General features: G+C 40.7%; 20 protein-coding genes and 1 riboswitch. Of the genes, 9 read left to right on the top strand and 11 right to left on the bottom strand.

Annotated elements, in window-relative coordinates:
- Positions 1 to 123: 123 nt before the first annotated feature.
- Both thiC and thiS read right to left on the bottom strand, forming a co-directional pair.
- Positions 124 to 1,983, bottom strand: a complete 1,860-nt coding sequence (gene thiC, locus Q0954_RS02155; protein WP_299453008.1) for a phosphomethylpyrimidine synthase ThiC — start codon at positions 1,981 to 1,983, stop codon at positions 124 to 126.
- An 87-nt stretch (positions 1,984 to 2,070) separates the two neighbouring features.
- Positions 2,071 to 2,274 carry a sulfur carrier protein ThiS gene (gene thiS / locus Q0954_RS02150; protein WP_299453007.1) on the bottom strand — a complete coding sequence of 68 codons (204 nt, stop codon included), beginning with the start codon at positions 2,272 to 2,274 and terminating at the stop codon, positions 2,071 to 2,073.
- A 178-nt stretch (positions 2,275 to 2,452) separates the two neighbouring features.
- Positions 2,453 to 2,565: riboswitch (TPP riboswitch) on the bottom strand.
- 339 nt (positions 2,566 to 2,904) lie between these two features.
- Between thiS and Q0954_RS02145 the strand changes: the two genes are divergently transcribed.
- The 3 genes from Q0954_RS02145 (at position 2,905) to purS (ending at position 4,717) form a co-directional block, all read left to right on the top strand.
- Positions 2,905 to 3,123 (top strand): hypothetical protein, encoded by a 219-nt coding sequence (locus Q0954_RS02145; protein WP_299453006.1) that lies wholly within the window; start codon positions 2,905 to 2,907, stop codon positions 3,121 to 3,123.
- Between the two features lie 314 nt (positions 3,124 to 3,437).
- On the top strand, positions 3,438 to 4,250 hold the full coding sequence (locus Q0954_RS02140) for a DJ-1/PfpI family protein (RefSeq protein WP_299453005.1): 813 nt from the start codon (positions 3,438 to 3,440) through the stop codon (positions 4,248 to 4,250).
- A 212-nt stretch (positions 4,251 to 4,462) separates the two neighbouring features.
- The gene (gene purS / locus Q0954_RS02135; RefSeq protein ID WP_299453004.1) at positions 4,463 to 4,717 is read left to right on the top strand and encodes a phosphoribosylformylglycinamidine synthase subunit PurS; all 255 of its coding nucleotides are present in this window, start codon (positions 4,463 to 4,465) and stop codon (positions 4,715 to 4,717) included.
- 58 nt (positions 4,718 to 4,775) lie between these two features.
- Here the strand turns inward: purS and Q0954_RS02130 are convergent, their stop codons facing one another.
- The 5 genes from Q0954_RS02130 to Q0954_RS02110 form a co-directional block, all read right to left on the bottom strand.
- Positions 4,776 to 5,705 (bottom strand): hypothetical protein, encoded by a 930-nt coding sequence (locus Q0954_RS02130; protein WP_299453003.1) that lies wholly within the window; start codon positions 5,703 to 5,705, stop codon positions 4,776 to 4,778.
- A 17-nt stretch (positions 5,706 to 5,722) separates the two neighbouring features.
- A complete protein-coding gene (locus tag Q0954_RS02125; RefSeq protein ID WP_299453002.1) occupies positions 5,723 to 6,160 on the bottom strand; it encodes a hypothetical protein in 438 nt (145 codons plus the stop codon).
- Positions 6,161 to 6,171: 11 nt separating this feature from the next.
- A complete protein-coding gene (locus Q0954_RS02120; protein ID WP_299453000.1) occupies positions 6,172 to 7,050 on the bottom strand; it encodes a hypothetical protein in 879 nt (292 codons plus the stop codon).
- Between the two features lies 1 nt (position 7,051).
- The gene (locus Q0954_RS02115; protein ID WP_299452997.1) at positions 7,052 to 7,486 is read right to left on the bottom strand and encodes a hypothetical protein; all 435 of its coding nucleotides are present in this window, start codon (positions 7,484 to 7,486) and stop codon (positions 7,052 to 7,054) included.
- A gap of 321 nt (positions 7,487 to 7,807) precedes the next feature.
- On the bottom strand, positions 7,808 to 8,743 hold the full coding sequence (locus tag Q0954_RS02110; protein WP_299452994.1) for a hypothetical protein: 936 nt from the start codon (positions 8,741 to 8,743) through the stop codon (positions 7,808 to 7,810).
- A 245-nt stretch (positions 8,744 to 8,988) separates the two neighbouring features.
- On the opposite strand from Q0954_RS02110, the gene Q0954_RS02105 reads away from it, so the two are divergent.
- The 3 genes from Q0954_RS02105 to Q0954_RS02095 all read left to right on the top strand — a co-directional run bounded on the left by Q0954_RS02105 (position 8,989) and on the right by Q0954_RS02095 (position 11,459).
- On the top strand, positions 8,989 to 9,966 hold the full coding sequence (locus Q0954_RS02105) for a tryptophan 2,3-dioxygenase family protein (RefSeq protein ID WP_299452992.1): 978 nt from the start codon (positions 8,989 to 8,991) through the stop codon (positions 9,964 to 9,966).
- A gap of 97 nt (positions 9,967 to 10,063) precedes the next feature.
- Complete coding sequence (locus Q0954_RS02100) at positions 10,064 to 10,666, top strand: riboflavin synthase (protein ID WP_299452990.1); 603 nt, start codon at positions 10,064 to 10,066, stop codon at positions 10,664 to 10,666.
- A 91-nt stretch (positions 10,667 to 10,757) separates the two neighbouring features.
- Positions 10,758 to 11,459 carry a LytTR family DNA-binding domain-containing protein gene (locus Q0954_RS02095; protein ID WP_299452989.1) on the top strand — a complete coding sequence of 234 codons (702 nt, stop codon included), beginning with the start codon at positions 10,758 to 10,760 and terminating at the stop codon, positions 11,457 to 11,459.
- 97 nt (positions 11,460 to 11,556) lie between these two features.
- On the opposite strand, the gene Q0954_RS02090 is transcribed toward Q0954_RS02095, so the two are convergent.
- Positions 11,557 to 12,513: a transketolase family protein gene (locus Q0954_RS02090; RefSeq protein ID WP_299452986.1), complete on the bottom strand. Its 957-nt coding sequence runs from the start codon at positions 12,511 to 12,513 to the stop codon at positions 11,557 to 11,559.
- A gap of 305 nt (positions 12,514 to 12,818) precedes the next feature.
- On the opposite strand from Q0954_RS02090, the gene aat reads away from it, so the two are divergent.
- The 3 genes from aat to Q0954_RS02075 all read left to right on the top strand — a co-directional run bounded on the left by aat (position 12,819) and on the right by Q0954_RS02075 (position 14,844).
- On the top strand, positions 12,819 to 13,529 hold the full coding sequence (gene aat, locus Q0954_RS02085; RefSeq protein WP_299452984.1) for a leucyl/phenylalanyl-tRNA--protein transferase: 711 nt from the start codon (positions 12,819 to 12,821) through the stop codon (positions 13,527 to 13,529).
- Between the two features lie 114 nt (positions 13,530 to 13,643).
- Positions 13,644 to 14,519, top strand: a complete 876-nt coding sequence (locus tag Q0954_RS02080; protein WP_299452982.1) for a leucine-rich repeat domain-containing protein — start codon at positions 13,644 to 13,646, stop codon at positions 14,517 to 14,519.
- Positions 14,520 to 14,529: 10 nt separating this feature from the next.
- Positions 14,530 to 14,844, top strand: coding sequence for a hypothetical protein (locus tag Q0954_RS02075; protein WP_299452980.1), 315 nt, complete (start codon positions 14,530 to 14,532; stop codon positions 14,842 to 14,844).
- 623 nt (positions 14,845 to 15,467) lie between these two features.
- Here the strand turns inward: Q0954_RS02075 and Q0954_RS02070 are convergent.
- From Q0954_RS02070 to Q0954_RS02060, 3 genes are read right to left on the bottom strand one after another with little or no spacing between them, the layout of a single operon-like run.
- Positions 15,468 to 16,097: a ribonuclease H family protein gene (locus tag Q0954_RS02070; protein WP_299452979.1), complete on the bottom strand. Its 630-nt coding sequence runs from the start codon at positions 16,095 to 16,097 to the stop codon at positions 15,468 to 15,470.
- Positions 16,098 to 16,120: 23 nt separating this feature from the next.
- Positions 16,121 to 17,245: a lysylphosphatidylglycerol synthase transmembrane domain-containing protein gene (locus Q0954_RS02065; protein WP_299452977.1), complete on the bottom strand. Its 1,125-nt coding sequence runs from the start codon at positions 17,243 to 17,245 to the stop codon at positions 16,121 to 16,123.
- Positions 17,242 to 18,003, bottom strand: coding sequence for a segregation/condensation protein A (locus tag Q0954_RS02060; RefSeq protein ID WP_299452975.1), 762 nt, complete (start codon positions 18,001 to 18,003; stop codon positions 17,242 to 17,244). The genes Q0954_RS02065 and Q0954_RS02060 overlap by 4 nt, the downstream gene beginning before the upstream one ends.
- Positions 18,004 to 18,096 lie beyond the last annotated feature (93 nt).

The raw sequence follows: 18,096 nt of genomic DNA, 5'->3' as shown, positions 1-18,096 counted from the left end.
ATCTTGAAAGTTTTGCAACCCTAAAGTAAATAGTTTGAGTACATTTTCTCTCCTAAACACCTTTTAAAACACTTTCTAAGGACTTGAGGCTATTGACTCCTGTCTCCCAACTCCTGACTAAAACTAGCTATAAATCTCGCTTCCTTTTTCTTTAAACTCGTTCGACTTTTCAGCCATCCCTTTATTTAAAGCTTCTTCGGTTTCGAGGTTGTTTTTCTTGGCAAATTCGCGTACCTCTTGAGTAATTTTCATTGAACAGAAGTGGGGACCACACATAGAACAGAAATGGGCTACTTTGGCTCCTTCTGCGGGCAGGGTTTCGTCGTGAAACTCACGCGCGGTGTCAGGGTCAAGCGATAGGTTAAACTGGTCGTTCCAACGGAACTCAAAACGGGCTTTGCTCAAGGCATTGTCGCGAATTTGTGCCCCTGGGTGTCCTTTACCCAAATCGGCAGCGTGGGCAGCCAGTTTATACGTAATCACTCCAGTTTTTACATCTTGTTTGTTAGGCAAGCCCAAATGCTCTTTAGGAGTTACATAACACAACATAGCCGTACCATACCAGCCAATATTTGCCGCACCAATGGCTGACGTGATGTGGTCATAGCCAGGAGCAATATCAGTAGTCAAAGGTCCTAAAGTGTAGAAAGGTGCCTCAAAACAATCTTTCAGCTGCTTGTCCATATTCTCTTTGATCAGGTGCAATGGTACATGTCCAGGTCCTTCAATCATTACCTGCACATCGTGCTCCCAGGCAATTTTGGTAAGTTCACCCAAAGTTTGCAGCTCAGCAAATTGTGCTTCATCGTTAGCATCGGCAATGCTCCCCGGACGCAAACCGTCTCCCAAAGAAAATGACACGTCATAAGCTTTCATGATCTCACAGATTTCTTCGAAGTGTGTATACAAAAAGCTCTCTTTGTGGTGTGCCAGGCACCATTTAGCCATAATAGACCCGCCACGCGATACAATGCCTGTTACCCGGTTGGCAGTCATTGGTATATAACGCAACAATACCCCGGCGTGAATAGTAAAGTAATCGACTCCTTGCTCGGCTTGTTCGATCAAGGTATCACGGAAAATCTCCCAGGTAAGGTCTTCAGCTTTGCCGTTTACTTTTTCTAATGCCTGATAAATAGGTACTGTTCCAATAGGCACTGGTGAGTTTCTAATGATCCACTCGCGGGTTTCGTGAATATTTTTACCCGTTGACAAGTCCATTACATTATCGGCACCCCAACGGCACGCCCATACCGCTTTTTCTACTTCTTCTTCTATGCTTGAAGTTACAGCTGAGTTTCCGATGTTGGCGTTGATTTTTACCAAAAAGTTTCGCCCAATAATCATTGGCTCACTTTCGGGGTGGTTGATATTGGCAGGAATAATGGCACGCCCAGCGGCTACTTCCTGACGAACAAACTCAGGGGTGATGTGATTTTTTGGAGTAAATGCACCAAAGCTATTGCCCGCGTGTTGGTGTCCCTTATCGTTGAGCTCGTCTATTCGTCGGTTTTCGCGAATGGCGATGTACTCCATTTCGGGGGTAATAATGCCTTTGCGGGCATAATGCATTTGGGTGACATTCTTACCTTTTTTGGCACGGTAAGGCTTGGCAAGGTGCTCAAAACGAAGCGAATCTAAAGAGGAATCGTTGAGGCGTTCCTGTCCATAGCTCGACGTGATGTTTTCCAATTGTTCTACATCACCCCTATCTACAATCCATTTTTCGCGCAAGCGCTTCAAGCCTTTTTTTACATCAATTTCAACATTGGGATCAGTATAAGGACCACTTGTATCATACACAGTTACGGGAGCGTTAGGCTCTTTTTCGCCTGTCATCTGGTGTATGGTATCCTCCAGTTCAATCTCACGCATCGCCACTTCTATGTCGTGAATTTTACCTTTTACATATATTTTTTTAGAAGCAGGAAAAGGGTCTCTGCTTATCACATTTTGATTTGGAACACGATCTTGCTTTTTCATATATCTAGTATTTTATAATAACTCTTTTTTTAATGATTGGTGAGGTGCTTTCTATTCGCTTTGCTAACAATGCAATCATTTTAAAAATCACCCTCCTGCCGATGCTTTGATTAACAATACTTTGTCGGCATTTTTGAGGTCATAACTTGCCCATTGATGTTGAGGCACTACAGCATTGTTCACGGCTATAGCCACGCCTTTGTGTCGGGGCAAATCCAGCGCTTCGAGCACTTCATCAATGGTTTTTGATGCATCGAAACTATAGGTATTTTGATTGATGTGTATTTCCATTTTTGTTTAAGCTATAAGTAACCAGCCCTAAACGCCAAGGCGTATTGCTGCCACAAATTTATATCTTATGATGAACTTAGGAGAATACGATCACTTTTGAACGGTACTTGGGGAAAAAAAATGAGGAAATACCAGGGAAGGCATTCAGGTATGTAATGCAGCCTCCCTAAAGAATAGCAGTATTTTGGTCACTTTTCCCTCCGGTAGTATAAACTACATCAGGTTCAAAGGGTATTATCTCAGTCCTGCAAAATAAAATAATTACTTCACAGCACACCCCTAAAGCTTTGGCAAGCTATCAAAATTACGGCATTTATCCAAGAAATAGGCTTTAAGTGATCTTTCCTAAATAATTTGAGCCATTAAAGTGTATCTATTGCCCTCATTCTTCTCAAAAAAAACGGTGCATAGCTTCGGTTATGCTCAATGTCAACCCTGCTAAGTTTTTGACTGCTGGTCATTCATCATTTTTTGAGTTGTCTTCAAGCTCATTTGTCAACTTATCGGCTTGGCAACAAGCAAGCAAATAATCCTGCCTTGTCATAAAAAACACTTCCTGATTATAGAATTTATTTGGCAAATCTTGTAGCTTGAGCATCATCAAAATCTTATGAATAAAAAAAATCAATTATGAACAATCAACGGTTTGAATACGCCAGCGTAGAATGGCTTTGGGACTCTAGCAACCTTCGTTGTAATTTGCCTAACGGTGAAGAATTTACCCGCACGGGTACTTATGGCGAGGTAGTCACAATGCTTACCGAATTGGGAAGTGAAGGATGGGATGTAGCTTCTTGCGTGGCTAATAGCAATTGGCTATACTGGACTTTAAAAAGGGTGATTAGTTAGTACTTGCCAAAAATTCATCACAAAACTCTTTTCAAAAACGAAAACTCCAGTTTACTAAGCAGACCCACGAACTCCAGACTTCCTTGGTCTGCTTATTTCTTTAGCAAAGAAACTGAACTCCAGTTACCCAAAGGAGCGTTAGCTTTTGGTAATACTTTTTTTGGTTCTAAGTGATTTTATGTGGCGTGGTTCATGAATCGGTTATTTACACCTGTCAGGTTGCTGAAACAATACAGAACAAACCTGACAGGTGTTTTACGCAATTAGAGCCCTTATTTTGAATTTGTTTACCAATAATCTCATACACAAACATAATGAAGAACATACACCTTTGCCTGCCTATATTGGCAATCGTAGCTTTGATGGTTGCTTGCCAACCTCAAAGCCAGCAAAATGAAACCTCTCACGCAGATACAACTGTAGCTAAAAAAACCACCCAAATTGCCTTACCCAAGGTAGACAAGCCTACCGACACACTCAATGTGGCTTTTTTGATTATGGATGGTACTTTTAACACCGAGCTGACTGCGCCTATAGATATGTTTCAACATACTATTTTTCACGCCAAGCCTGGAATGAGGGTGTTTACTGTAGCCAAAAGCAAAGCAGCCATTACTACTTTTGAGGGAGTAAAAATATTGCCAGACTATAGTTATACTGAAGACAAACTGCCTAAGATAGATGTGTTGGTAGTGCCTAGTGCTGAGCATCACCTGGACACTGACCTGAAAGATACTACTATGATCAACTTTGTAAAAAAAGTAGACAAAGAAGCGCGTTATGTCACATCGCATTGCGACGGAGCTTTTGTTCTGGCACAAGCCGGTTTGCTCGACAACGTGGCATCTACTACGTTTCCGGGGGACGTGGAAAAATACCGCCAACGCTTTCCAAAGCTCAACATATTGGACAAGGTGTGGTTTGTACACGACGGCAAATATATTACTTCTGCCGGAGGAGCCCGTTCTTTTGAGGCAGCGTTGTATTTGGTACAATTGCTTTACGGAAAAAAAGCTGCTGATGGGGTTGCCAAAGGGTTGGTACTCAAGTGGGACATCAACCAAGTCCCTTTTGTAATTGCCAACCAAGGCAAGAAATTAGTCAATCATCAAGGAGTCAATTTTTAGATAAGTAAGCGCTATAAGCAGGGTTATCTTACCCATGATACGGTGCTAACTACCCTTTTTTTGAGTAATTTGCTGGCACTTATGGTTTGAAACTAACGGCTTGCAACTATTTAAAAACAAAAAATCTATAATCGGCTTTTTTAATTATGCGTGAACCTTCGTTAATTGCAACTCAATTGAACCCGTAGTTTTAACTTCTAACTTGACAGACAATGAAATTTCAAGCTGAAATAGATATTATGCCTCGCGCCGAGATATTAGACCCTCAGGGAAAAGCCGTAAAATTGGGTTTGGGTAATTTGGGGATCAACAATGTAAATGATATTAGAGTGGGCAAGCACATTGTAATGAACCTTGAGGCAGAAAACCTGGAAGAGGCTAAACAAAAGACCGAAACAGCTTGCAAAAAATTACTCGCCAATATGATTGTAGAGGAGTACACTTATAAAATCAATCTGGAGATTTAATAGCATTGGCTCAAAAGAATTTCAATGCCAGGCTTACCAATATAAGCCTGGCATTTTATTATTTACTATTGGGTAGCTTACGCAAATTTATTTTGCCATAACGATAGGTATAGTTGTCTACAGCTCCTTCTCTTATTTCAACCATAATGGTTTGATCGTTTAGCCAATAGCTCCGCCAAGGTGTACCTACATCAATATTTAAACTGAAAACCTTGGTCAACTGTGTAAGTGTTGCCTGCCATAGTTCTACGCCCAAAAAATTATGATAAGTTCCGGCATCATAAGGCGTGGTAAAAACATACTCCTGATTGGGAGATATTTGGGGCATACCATTGAGGGTAGAGTTTTTGCCTGTGTTGCCCGAAACCATTAAGTAATTTGCCCCTTCCCAGTTTTGCCGAAAAAACACAAAATATGGTTGATCTTTGAGTTCAATCATTTCTCTAAAGTAATGAGCATTGCCTGCACCTCCATAAGTCAGATTATCAGTCAGGCGAAACTGTTTGCGGTTACCGAAGGCAAAACGCTTTCCTTTGTTTTTTTTGCCTTCAATGGCCTTGCCCTCTATTGGGAACACCTGCACAAGCTCCCCATGCTTTTTCAGCTGAAGTGCTTCTACTGTGTCGGCACAGTCTATAGTAGGGTAATTTTTCTTAGGCACATTATTGCATAACTGATGATACTTCTTGTGGGTTGGGTTGCTATACCTTAAATTTTGCTCAAAGGTTTGCTTGGTAATTTCACTAAATACAAACTCATAATTTACCCATTTTAAGGTAGTATCCAAGGTTTGAATACTTGGAGGGATAATTTCATCAGTTTTAGTAGTATCGCCCATGGTAGCTTTATCAGTAGAGTCTACCGCTTTTTGGCTATCTATATTTGTCAAAACAGGAGCGCTATCCTGGCTATGCATATTGTCTTTTTTAGCACTGGTGCAAGCCACCATACATACACACAAGATACAAATGCTTGTAATTGCTTTCATAAATTTGGTAAGGGGTTTTACATCACTTTAGCATCGCGTAAAATATAAATCAAGTGGTCGGCATTGTCAGGGTTGAGCTCCAACCTACCTCTAAAGGTAACTTTACCTGATTTATCGGCTTTAATTTTTTGCTTGGTATACACCTCCATCACAGTTTCGGGACCAGCTCCTCCACAAAAAAAACAACTCGCTACTGGCAAAGCCGATATAATGGCAAAGTCGCCATCGCCGTATAAATCTACTGGTATAAGGTAACCTTTGATGGTAATTTGCTTGCCGTTGAGGGCTTGTATTTCTTTCGTAAACTTGGGCACATAGGTGTTTGCCTTTGTTTTATGGTCATACTTTTTCACCCACGTTACCTTCATCAGTATCTTCCATAAGCTAGTCGCAGGTATACACCCAACACCTACTATTGCCAACAGGCACACTAACACAATCCATTGTTTTTTCATAACCATTGCATTTACTTTTCGCTAATGTTTAGCTTACTGCTTCCCAAAGTTTCGCCTCCAGTCATTGCCTCAAAGATATGCGTACCTGCTTCAAACTCTTTTTTTGGGGTGTAAACAAATCGTTTGGTCATGCGCTTTTTCTTATAGTCGAGGGTAGTAATAAGTACACGCTCTATCTCTGTATCTTTTTTGACCTTGTTGTACTTGTAACGCAAATGAAAAATCTTAATCAAGCGATCTATTTGTTGGTGTGCCTTGTTAGGAAACACAAAAAAAGTAAGGTTCACCTGTTGGTTTCCTTTTTTTTCGGCAGCCATTTGCACATGCACCGGAAGCGAACTACTTACTTTGTTTTCGAGGTTGCTTACTCTTTCACTCAGGTAGGTTTTGTCGGCCAATAGCAAGGAGTTTTCGTTTTTTAACTGATTCAACACCAACAGTATACTGCTGTCAACTACATTGCGGGGCGCATTGGCATACCGTTCTTTTACCTCTGCTACATTTTTTCGCAGCTTTACAATCTTGGCGTTAAGGTCGGTAATGCGTCTTAGGTTAATGTTGTGCTCCCGCTTGAGATTTTGTACATTTTTGAGCAGTTTTTGTTTTTCAACCTTGAGTTTTTTCAAAGCATTGATCGCCTCTACCAATTCTTGCTTACGTTTGCTATTTTTGGTAGTCAGCCCTTTTACCTGGGTTTCGCGCTCCTGAATCACCCTATCAAGTTGCCCTATTTCTTTTCGTAGGGTAGCTTCACTCTCAGTGAGTAAACTCTTTTTTTCACGGTCGTTGCCGTTCATCAACACAACATAAGCCAAAATCAACACCAATAATGTAATAATCATTAGGTAGACAATGCGCTCATTTTTTACCGTGTGTAGTTCTTTGCTCATGCTAAATGTCTGATTTTGTTTTCTTTCTATCTTCAACAATCCTCAACTCAGTTACCGCTTTTTGTTGGGCATTGCGTTGTATTGCCATTACACGGGGTTGCCTATAACCCAATACTTTAAGACGTGTAAGGTAACTTGCCAATGACAGGGTGTCTTGCACTTTGGTGTCTTTATAGCGGTAAAAAACCAGAATGCCATCACTTTCACAACGCGAAATAATCTTATTTGCAAAACGATCTTTTTCTTGTGCAGACAAATTAGCAGTGGCTACCTTGTTGAAGTAATTTTGCAATACCAACTTAAGGTTTTCCGTTTTAAACACTTTCTTGGTTGGCTGTGACGCCCGTAAGTAGACAGGCTTCAGGGTAAAGAAAATCAACATTAGCATTAAAACAAAGCTTGCTGCAAACACATATAGTTTTAATTTTTTTTCCACGAAAAAGCTATTTTATTTTTGTTGTCACTTGTTTTATAAAAATAATATTTTTTAAAGTACTTTTCAAGCATCTCTTTGCTTAAGTAAAACAGAAAAAATAAAGTAATCCCAAAGAAGTGCAACGATCAAAGACGAAGTTCAATGGATTAGCTACACAGAGCTTGACCTGAAGGTCTGCGGTTAGATGAGTTTTGTACTTTTATATAAAGTACTCCCCTTAAGCTCATTTTATAAAACAGTTCAATTAACCACTGGCAAATTTACTAATGATTTTAAATAATAACCGGGTTATGAAGTGTAAAATCACTCAAAAAAGCACGTCTACTCTACATTTACAGTTTTACTCGCCAGTACCATTCCATCAACCTCTGCTTCAAACACGTGGGTTCCCTTTGCAAAGGGCTTGCGGTTATTGTATTTGATCGATTTATTCAATCGCTTTTGCTTACGGTAAGGAATTGTAGTAATCAGGCGACGCTTCATCTGGGTTTTGTTGTGCTCGTATTTATACAACAGATGGTATACTTTAATCAACTTGTTCTCAGGCTTTCTGATAGGGTTGGGTAAGATGGTAAAATAGAGCTGTATATAACGACTCAACTTACTGTAACGCAACTTGGAGGCATCGCTAAATACCTCTATCCTTAAAAGGGGGGATGACAACAAACGCCTGCGTTTTTCCAGTGCTTTGAGTTGGCTGCTTAGGTTTTGCTGTTTTTGTTGGCTTTGACGTACCTGTTGTTTTAACTGGGTGTTTTGCTGCCTTATACGGTTTATTTGCAAACTATCTTGTTTTTTTACTGAGTCTATCTTACCTCTAATCAAGCGGGGAATGCTTTTTTTTGTTGCTTGTAAATTGTTTTTCGCCGTGAGCAACTCTTTATTTAAACGAAGTATTTTTTCGGTATTGACTACTTTTTCTTCTTTGAACACTCCTATATCTTTCAAGTGTTGTTGAATGATTTTTCGTTGTATTTTCAGTTTTTTAAGTTCCCGTTCCAGTTGAAGCTGGGTATTTTTCAATACTATGTCTTTGCTATGGGCTACCTGGTCTATTTCTATTTCTTTGCGCTTAATCTGATGATTTAATTGTTTGAGTTCTTGTTGCAATTGTTCTGACCTTTGGTTGAGCACTTCGGTTTTTATATGGGCGCTCTTGCTGGAATAATACATATATGCTATAATGCCCAACAACACAACAATGGTTACGAGGTAGATCAAGCGCTCTGCACGACTCACTGTTTTCAACTCACTCATGGGGCATACATTGTAATTTAGTATTTATTGGTAATCAAAGGATAAGGTTACCCCAAATTACCAATATTTTTGGTGGAGGCTCCATTTTTCTCTGTTTTTCTGGCAACTGTTACTAGTTCCAGTTAAAAAATAGTCTGACGTTTCTGTCAAAAAGTTTAGGATTTGATCCAAAAAATCTAATTTTGACAAAAAACCTTGTAATGCCTGTTTTGCGGGCAACACCCTAAGAAATAACGCAACACACGATGAATTACTCTGATAAACAAGAAACTGACCCTGAGTTGGTAGACAATCTTCTAAGCGAACTAAAAAAAAAATATAGCCTCACCGGACAAAGTCTGACCGACAATCTCGAAGGTTTGCTTCACGCTAATTATCTAAAATACTGGAACTATGTCCACCTAGACACCCTATTGAGTCTGCAAAACCCTCGCACTGACTTTCCTGATGAAATGATTTTTATTGTGTATCATCAGGTCACTGAACTTTATTTTAAACTGATACTGAGCGAAATAGAGCAAATTGCCACTGAAGAAAATATTACTGCCGATTTTTTTATCACCAAACTCAAGCGTATCAATTTATTCTTCCAAATTCTCACATTTAGTTATGACACAATGATTGAGGGAATGGACGTAAAACAGTTTCGTCAGTTTAGAATGGCACTATTGCCTGCCAGTGGTTTCCAGTCGGCGCAAATACGCAAAATAGAAATCTGGGCAACTGATTTTATCAATCTTGTCAATAAAAAACACAAAAGTAGTTTTGCGCCTAATGATGAAATTAGTGATATGTTTCAGTACATTTATTGGAAAGCCGGCGCTACTGACGACACCACTGGCGAAGAAACGATTACCTCTAAGCACTTTCAGGAAAAATACAAAACCGACTTTATTTTACTAGGTGAAGCTACCCGCACCAATAATTTATGGCAAATCTACCTCAAGCTTGTACCACAGCCAGCAACTACCGACACGCAAAAAGAGCAAATGAAAGAAGCATTGCGCAAGTTTGACACCCTCATGAATGTAGATTGGCGCCTGGCGCACTTTAAGTCGGCAGTGCGTTACCTCAAAAACGGTGATGGTACCATAGATGCTACCGGGGGTACCAATTGGCAAAAATACCTGCCTCCCCGTTTTCAAAAGGTGATATTCTACCCTGAACTGTGGGCAGAGGACGAAATAAACGAGTGGGGCAAAAAATGGGTAGATAAACAATAGTAATTTTTAACTCTTAAGACACATTGGAAACAAATGTCAGGAATGAATGTACCTGCGGCATTCATTCCTACTTTATATTTAAACCACATGTAATTTTATGTTTACAGGAATCATAGAAACACTGGGGGAAGTAAAAGCCATCGAAAACGAAGGCTCTAACTACATTTTCACCCTGCACAGTACTTTTACATCTGAGCTAAAAATAGATCAAAGTGTAGCCCACAACGGGGTTTGCCTTACGGTAACTGACATAGATGGCGACCTGTATAAGGTAACGGCAATTGACGAAACTTTGCAAAAAACCAACCTGGGACAATGGAAAGTAGGCACTTTGGTAAACCTGGAACGCAGTATGCTAATGAACGCCCGCCTGGATGGGCACATTGTACAAGGGCACGTAGACAAAGTGGGTACTTGCGTGCAAAAAGAAGAGAAAGATGGCAGCTGGGTGTTTACCTTTGAATACCCCAAAAGCGCAGATGCTTCTTATCAGGTAACTGTGGAGAAAGGTTCTATTTGTATCAATGGAGTAAGCCTAACCGTATTTAATTCAAAAGATACGGGGTTTTCGGTAGCTATTATTCCTTATACCTACGAACATACCAACTTTAAAACCCTGGAACCAAACCATCAGGTAAACCTTGAGTTTGATATTATAGGAAAGTATGTACAACGACTGGTGTCGCAATATAGCCAGTAACACTGTTATAAATTGCTGGTTTTTTTGTATGTTTAGACAACTAATCAATCTCCTTATTTACTATTTACCTAATTAAAACCCCTACTTGCTTATGAATTGCATGATTGTAGATGATGAAGACATTTCGCGTAAAGTAGTAGAGCATTTTGTCGAAAAAACAGACTCGCTTACCCTAAAACATTTGTGCGATAATGCGATTGATGCTATCAATATATTAAAGAAAGACAAGTCGGTTGATGTTCTCTTTTTGGACGTAGAAATGCCCGAAATGACTGGTCTTGAACTAGTGGCAGCCCTTAAGTCTACCTCTATATGCATTGTACTCATTACCTCTAAGATGGAGTATGCGGTAGAAGCATTTGAATACAATGTGACTGACTATATCATCAAACCAATCAACTACCCTCGTTTTCTTAAAGCAGTAGCGAGGGTGGAAGAACAGCTCCAGGGTCAATCACAAGACGTTAGTGATACAGAGCTATCAGCGTTGTTTGTAAAAACTGATTATAAAATAGTGAAGATAGAACTTGAAGAGGTAAGTTATATTGAGGCGTTGTCTGATTATGTGATTATTTACTGTGGCGACAAGAAATACGTGGTACACTCTACCATGAAAGGTATTGAAAAGAAACTGGCTCCGGCAAAAAACTTTTTGAGGGTGCACCGTTCATATATAGTAAACAAACAACAAATAGCCTCTATACAAGATTTATATGTAGAGATTGGGGGCAAATCTATCCCTATAGGCAGGTCTTACAAAAACAACTTTATCAAAAACCTCAATATCCTATAACTTTTATTTACACCTGCCAGGTTTTTGTCACCTGGCAGGTGTAAAACATAAATACCCGCTCACAATCTTAGGCTAAATATAGAGAGGTATTTGTTCTTTATTGCTTACGCTCTATAGACTTAAGGGCTGCATCTACAATATGCTGCGCCGACAAACCATACTTTTCCATTAAGTCCTCAGGTTTACCGCTTTCGCCAAACTGATCGTTTACCCCTACCATTTCGAGTGGTGCAGGATAATTTCGTGCCAATGTTTGAGCAATGCTATCACCCAAGCCTCCATTGAGTTGGTGCTCTTCAGCACTTACCGCTGCCCCGGTTTTCTTTACCGAAGCAATGATGGCTTCTATGTCTAATGGCTTGATTGTATGAATATTGATAATCTCAGCATTGATGCCTTTTTCGGCGAGTATTTCGCCCGCCTGGATTGCCTTCCATACCAAGTGACCAGTGGCAAAAATAGATACATCGTTGCCTTCGTTGAGCATCAAGGCTTTGCCTATCTCAAATGGAGCATCAGGAGCTATAAATGCAGGTACTTTGGGGCGTCCAAACCTCAGGTATACGGGGCCTTCATGATCGGCAATGGCAATAGTAGCCGCCTTGGTTTGGTTATAGTCACAAGGGTTGATCACGGTCATGTGAGGCAACATTTTCATCATCCCAATATCTTCTAATATTTGGTGGGTTGCTCCATCTTCGCCCAATGTAATGCCCGCATGTGACGCACATATTTTCACATTCTTTTCCGAATAAGCAATCGACTGGCGTATTTGGTCGTAAACTCTTCCGGTAGAAAAATTAGCAAATGTACCCGTATAAGGAATTTGCCCTCCAATGGTCAATCCAGCAGCTACCCCCATCATGTTGGCTTCTGCGATGCCTACCTGAAAGAAACGTTCAGGAAAATCTTTTTTAAATTGCCCCATTTTTAGCGATCCGGTAAGGTCGGCACACAACGCCACTACCTTGGGGTTTTTCTTACCCAACTCGCTCAAACCATCTCCGAAACCAGAACGGGTATCGGCAGTCTTTAGAATTTCAAACTTTTTCATGGACACTAATTGCTCTTCATTAAAAGTAATGTTGAAGTAGTATTCAGATGTAAGACAACAATATTTTAAGCTATTGTCCCGTAACGAAGTGCAAGTATAAAAAATATTGTGGAGAGGTCTGTCCGATTTACACATTTTTATACACATCTGTCAATTAGAGTCTACCAACTTCGGGTAACAAAATTACCCTATTACTGGCTTTAGCTTTAGCAAAATTTTTATCCCAACTAAAGCTTTTTTAACTTTAGAAGTTGTTGTTTTGAAGGTTGTAAAACTCTATTTTTCATTTTTTTTATATCAAACCTATGCGCTACACTTTGTTAGACGAGTCTTTGTATTTCCCTCCGGTACACTACGCCGACGAACACGGCATACTGGCGTTTGGAGGAGACTTGTCGGTAGAAAGGCTGTTGCTGGCTTATCAGTCAGGAATTTTTCCCTGGTATAGTGAAGAAGACCCCACTATTATGTGGTGGGCACCTGACCCCCGCTTTGTGTTATACCCTACCCAACTCAGGGTGTCTAAAAGTATGAGACAAGTACTGAGAAAAGGGTTATTTGAGGTAACTTATGACCAAAGGTTTAAAGAAGTAATGATTGCCTGCCAACAAATAAAACGCACAGGACAACAAGGCACCTGGATCACCGAAGATATGCTGGAGGGGTATTGCCAATTGCACGCCCAGGGGTTTGCCCACTCGGTAGAGGTATGGCAACAAGGGCAACTGGTAGGTGGACTGTATGGGGTATCGTTGGGGCATTGTTTTTTTGGCGAATCTATGTTTAGTACAGTAAGTAATGCCTCCAAAGCTGGTTTTATTACAATGGTGCAAAAGCTTCAGCTATTAGGGATAAAACTTATTGATTGCCAGGTATATACCCAGCATTTAGAGAGTCTTGGTGCCGAAGAAATACCCCGCGATGAGTACATGGGGCAACTTAAGCAGCACTTGCAAAACCCTACCCACCAAGGCAACTGGCAAACATTGCTTGCTTCTTTAAAAGATAATAGTTAGACTTAAAAAGATCGTATCAAAGGATTTTTATTACATTTGTAATTTACACAAAACATATTCAACAATACATTCCAGGCATTATGCAGTAAGCAATCACCCCGTATAGTAACAAAAATGACGACCCAAGAACTAGATTTTGAAAAAATACAACAATGGTGGGATGATTTGGATCAGGAGTGGCAAAAGGTTTTTTTGATTAATTACATATTTAAAACAAGGTTATCAGAGAGCAAAATTATAGGTTTGGCCGCCTCGCGTGAAAACTATTATTACGCTCCTGAAAAAATCTATCGTGTGTTTTTCAAAGAAGAGTTTGACCCTGCCAAAGTCCGTATCAACGGTAAATTTTTCCGTATATTAGTATCGCTCGAAGAGATTATCTGCCACAACAGCAAGATTACCTCATTGGCACCGCTTACGGCATTGCCTCACCTCAAAACGCTGCTTTGCCATAATACCAAAATTACCTCGCTATCGCCATTAATGACCCTGCCCAAACTACGTAGCCTCGACTGTTCGCGTACCCTTGTGTCAGACCTGGCACCAGTAAGCACCCTGCATGAACTACAAATGTTGCTTTGCTCTGATACCCTTATAAAAGACTTGCAACCTTTACAGTTCCTGACCCAACTTCAGTTTTTGTGGATGGTAAATACCCGGGTTAAGAGTTTGTCACCCATAAAAAACCTGACCAGGCTCAAGCAAATCAATTTTTCGTTTACCGATGTAGACTCGTTGGCCCCACTTAAAAAATTGCAAAAACTAGAGGTGCTTAAGTGCGGGGTAACTCCTACTTCTGACTTGAGCCCTTTACAGGAACTGAAGGGTTTGCAAAAAATATTTTTTTGGGGTACTCCTGTTACAAGCTTAGAGGCACTGGCAAACTTGCAACAACTCAAAATGATTAACATGCCTTATTGCAAAAATATACCATTCAAGGCAGTAGAAAAATTCAAAGATAAACACCCACACTGTAGGGTAGTGGCTTAATTTATTACCAATGAAAAAACTAATCTTATCGAGCATGTTTGCGCTGGCAATGCTAGGCGGCTGCCACCAAAAACAATTGGCTCAACAAAAAGCCGAAGCAAACAAAGCCCGCGAAATGGCGGAGAAACAAGCGCTGAAGGCAGAAAGGTCGGCTCTGCTTGCTAAACTTGCCGAGCAAAAGGCCCAGAAACAACTACAAATAGCAGAAAGAGCAAGACAGGAGGCAATACTAGCTGCTAAAACGGCTGAAATGCTGCAAAAACAATGTGAAGCACAAAACAGGGTGTTATTGGAGAAGGTAGCGAAATTAGAGAAGAAGAAGTAACCCAAAAACCCGCTCTTTTAAGTCTTCCGAAGGAGACTTGAAAGCCTGAATACAAGGAAGTCTCCAAATCTACTTAAGTAGCAAAACCTCTCAAAATACTAAGGGGCACCAAGCAATGAAATTTACTACGCCAGGGCAACCATAAAGGATTGCCCCTATAAAAGGCATTTGAATGGGTTTTGACGCTGCTCTTACGCCGTTGCTTGTGTCTTCACAAGCAACCAAAAGAGCCATTAATAATCGCAGAACAACCTTCTACGCTCGTTTTTTCGGAATACTGAAAAGTACCCTGAGGTGCTGGAATCGGGGTCGGTTGTTAAAAGCTCCGACAGGGGGCAAGTCCTTAGATGCCGATGCATATCAGTGCTACCCCCTGTTCCACAGGTATCTACACTTTTGTATCACGTTGATTTTCAGTTGTTTACAAAAAGCGTAGTTAAAACCCTTCTGAAGGAGACTTGGAAGTCTTCTATTCATCAATAGTGTTACCCTGCTGCGGGAAAACTTGACACAGCAAGTGGTGTACCTAACACCTGGAATTTAGTTCCTAAAATCCTGATTAATGCTGCGAGCTACCAACTCCAGACTAATCGCTTGCTGCTTGCACCCTGAAGCTTTAGCTACTACTTCCTCCCAAAATCGGCGGGTATTTCGCCCCAAACCTTGGTTTCCCATTTAATAATTTTGGTAGTATAGGTGTTGTTCTCTAACCATACCAGGGCACGGTCTACCAACTTAAACAGTTCTTCGGTTTTGGTGGTACGCTCAAGGGTTGTTTTTATTTTTTTATTGCGCACCCACGCCATGGCCGTTTTCGAGTCGGTATACATAGGCACCGGACTGTTGTGTTTTTTGAGCAAAGCCAAGCCGTGCACAATGGCCAAAAACTCGCCTATATTTACCGTACCCAACGGGAAGGGGCCCATGTGAAAAAGTAACTCTTTAGTGCGGGTGTGTACCCCTTGGTATTCGAGTTCGCCAGGATTGCCACTGCAGGCAGCATCTACCGAAAGACTCTCAAGCAAGGGCTTGCCTACGACTGATTTGGAGGTTTTGGTAGCGGCACTTTTTTTACCTACAAATGCCCCACTGCTTTGCTTAAAGGCGGTCTCGGCTTCGGTTTTACTCAAAAAGGATTTATAACGTGCGCCGTCAAAACCTTTGACTTGTGCTTCGCAATCTTTCCAGTTGTCAAATACCCCAGCTGTGCGCCCCTGCCACACAACATAAAATTTTTTCTTGTTTTTTGCCATAATTATAACGATCTGATGGCGATCTAAGAAGTCTTGTTGATTGGTTTCTCAGTAGTCTTGTCGCTTTCTGGCTCTTTGTCTTTAAAAAACACCCTTTTGACCCAGCGAGGCAAGAAAATAGCTCCGAATAATAAATAAGGATAAAAAGTAGCAATACGCCAAATAAGTGCCGCAATGAGCACAAAAGCACCTGCAAATTGCTGGAAAAAGGCCTTGAAGGCAAGCTCGGCAAACCCAGCGGCTCCCGGGGTGATGCCTACCAGCAATACTACCCACAAGACTACATGTCGTGAAAATATAAAGCCATGCATTGATGGAGTAAGTACTACAAATGCTGCAATGAGGCAGTTAACGATGAGGTAGCGTGCCGACCAGATCAGGCAGGTAGTACCTATAGCTCTTGCCCAGTAGGTAAAGTTAGTGCCTCGAATGGCTTTAGAGGCTACTACCATTTCGTTGCCTTGCTTTTCGGCCATTGGCTGAAAACGACGCAACCACTTGATGCTTGTTATTTTTACAAATACCCATTTGACAATGTGCGGGTTGATAAACAAACCATAGGTCATAAACAGGGTATAGCCACCAATGAGCGCGTAACTGATAAAAAACATATAGCGTACATACTCCCAGTCCATGGTCATGCCAGCCCCACTAATGGCTACAAACAAATTGGCTGGGTCATACATCCCCGAATAGTACAAAAGCATTACTATGGCACCTGCCACCAAAAAAAACATGTTATCGAGTATTGCTGTAGTCATTACATACGCCATAGACTTACCAAAGCTTAAGCCTTCTTTCATCAGCACAATGGTTGCCAGGGCGGTGCCTCCTACTGCCGAAGGGCTCACTGCCGACGAAAACTCCCATAACATGATAGAATAAAAGCTGCTTGTCCAAGAGAGGTTCTTGTGGGTAATATAACGAATACGATAAATATACAAGGCATCGCGTACTACAAGGGTAAGTACAGCAAGTATAATCCATAAGATACTGGCTTCTTGTAATTTACCCCAAGGAATTTGCCCTGCATCTTTGTAAAAAAGGTATCCGGTAATGACAAGACTAATGGCTATAGGTATAAATATTTTAGATGGGTTCAGACTCTTCAGAACCTTACTTTTATCTTTTGTGCTAATTTCACTCATGAGCTAATCGTCTCTGTTACTTGTTGTTCACTGGCTTTTTTCTCAATCCAGAAATTATTGTAACCTGGTTCGATGTGTAAAGATACCAAACCATTTTGTAATAATTCGAGTATAGCCAAAAAATTGAATATTACTGCAATCTTGGTTTTATAAGAAAGTACAATTTCGTTAAACTCCAGTTTAGGTTTTTGCTCAAGCAAACTCATCAGCATCGTTTTTTGCTGTGCCACAGTATAAGGATAAGGCACGACCTTGTGTACTACGTGCTCTATGCGGCTCTCATAGCGTGCCATCGCTTTTTCGTATACCTGTAGTAATTTATACAGGTCGAGCCGATGCATTTCTATATCTACCTCATACGTTCCCGCCACTTTCTCTATCTCTACTATCACATTGCCCCGTTTTTCGCGCATGAGTTGTCGGTCTTCTAAGGCTTCAAACTCTTTGAGCACCGACTTATACTTTTTATACTCTAGCAGAAAATCCACCAGCTCTTGGCGTGGGTCGTCATCCTCACCATTTTCTTCGTCGCGTGGCAACAGCATTTTGGCTTTGATGCGCATCAGCGTGGCTGCTACTACTATAAACTCACTGGCAAGTTCTATATTCATCTGCTCCATCTGGTGCATATAGTCCAGAAAATCCTTCGTAATGGTAGAAATAGGAATATCATAGATATCAATTTCCTGTCGCTCTATAAAAAAAAGCAGCAAATCGAACGGCCCTTCAAATAATGGTAACTTGATCTCAAAACCCACTTTAAAGAAAGTTAATATTGGTTAAAAACGGTTAAAATTAACCATAAAACAAACATTTGTGCATCAATATAGCTTATTTTAAATATATTGCAA

Source organism: uncultured Microscilla sp. (assembly GCF_947493425.1).
Lineage (GTDB): Bacteria > Bacteroidota > Bacteroidia > Cytophagales > Microscillaceae > Microscilla.
Note: the sequence above shows the minus strand (reverse complement) of the source record. Positions and strands in the feature narration are given on the sequence as shown.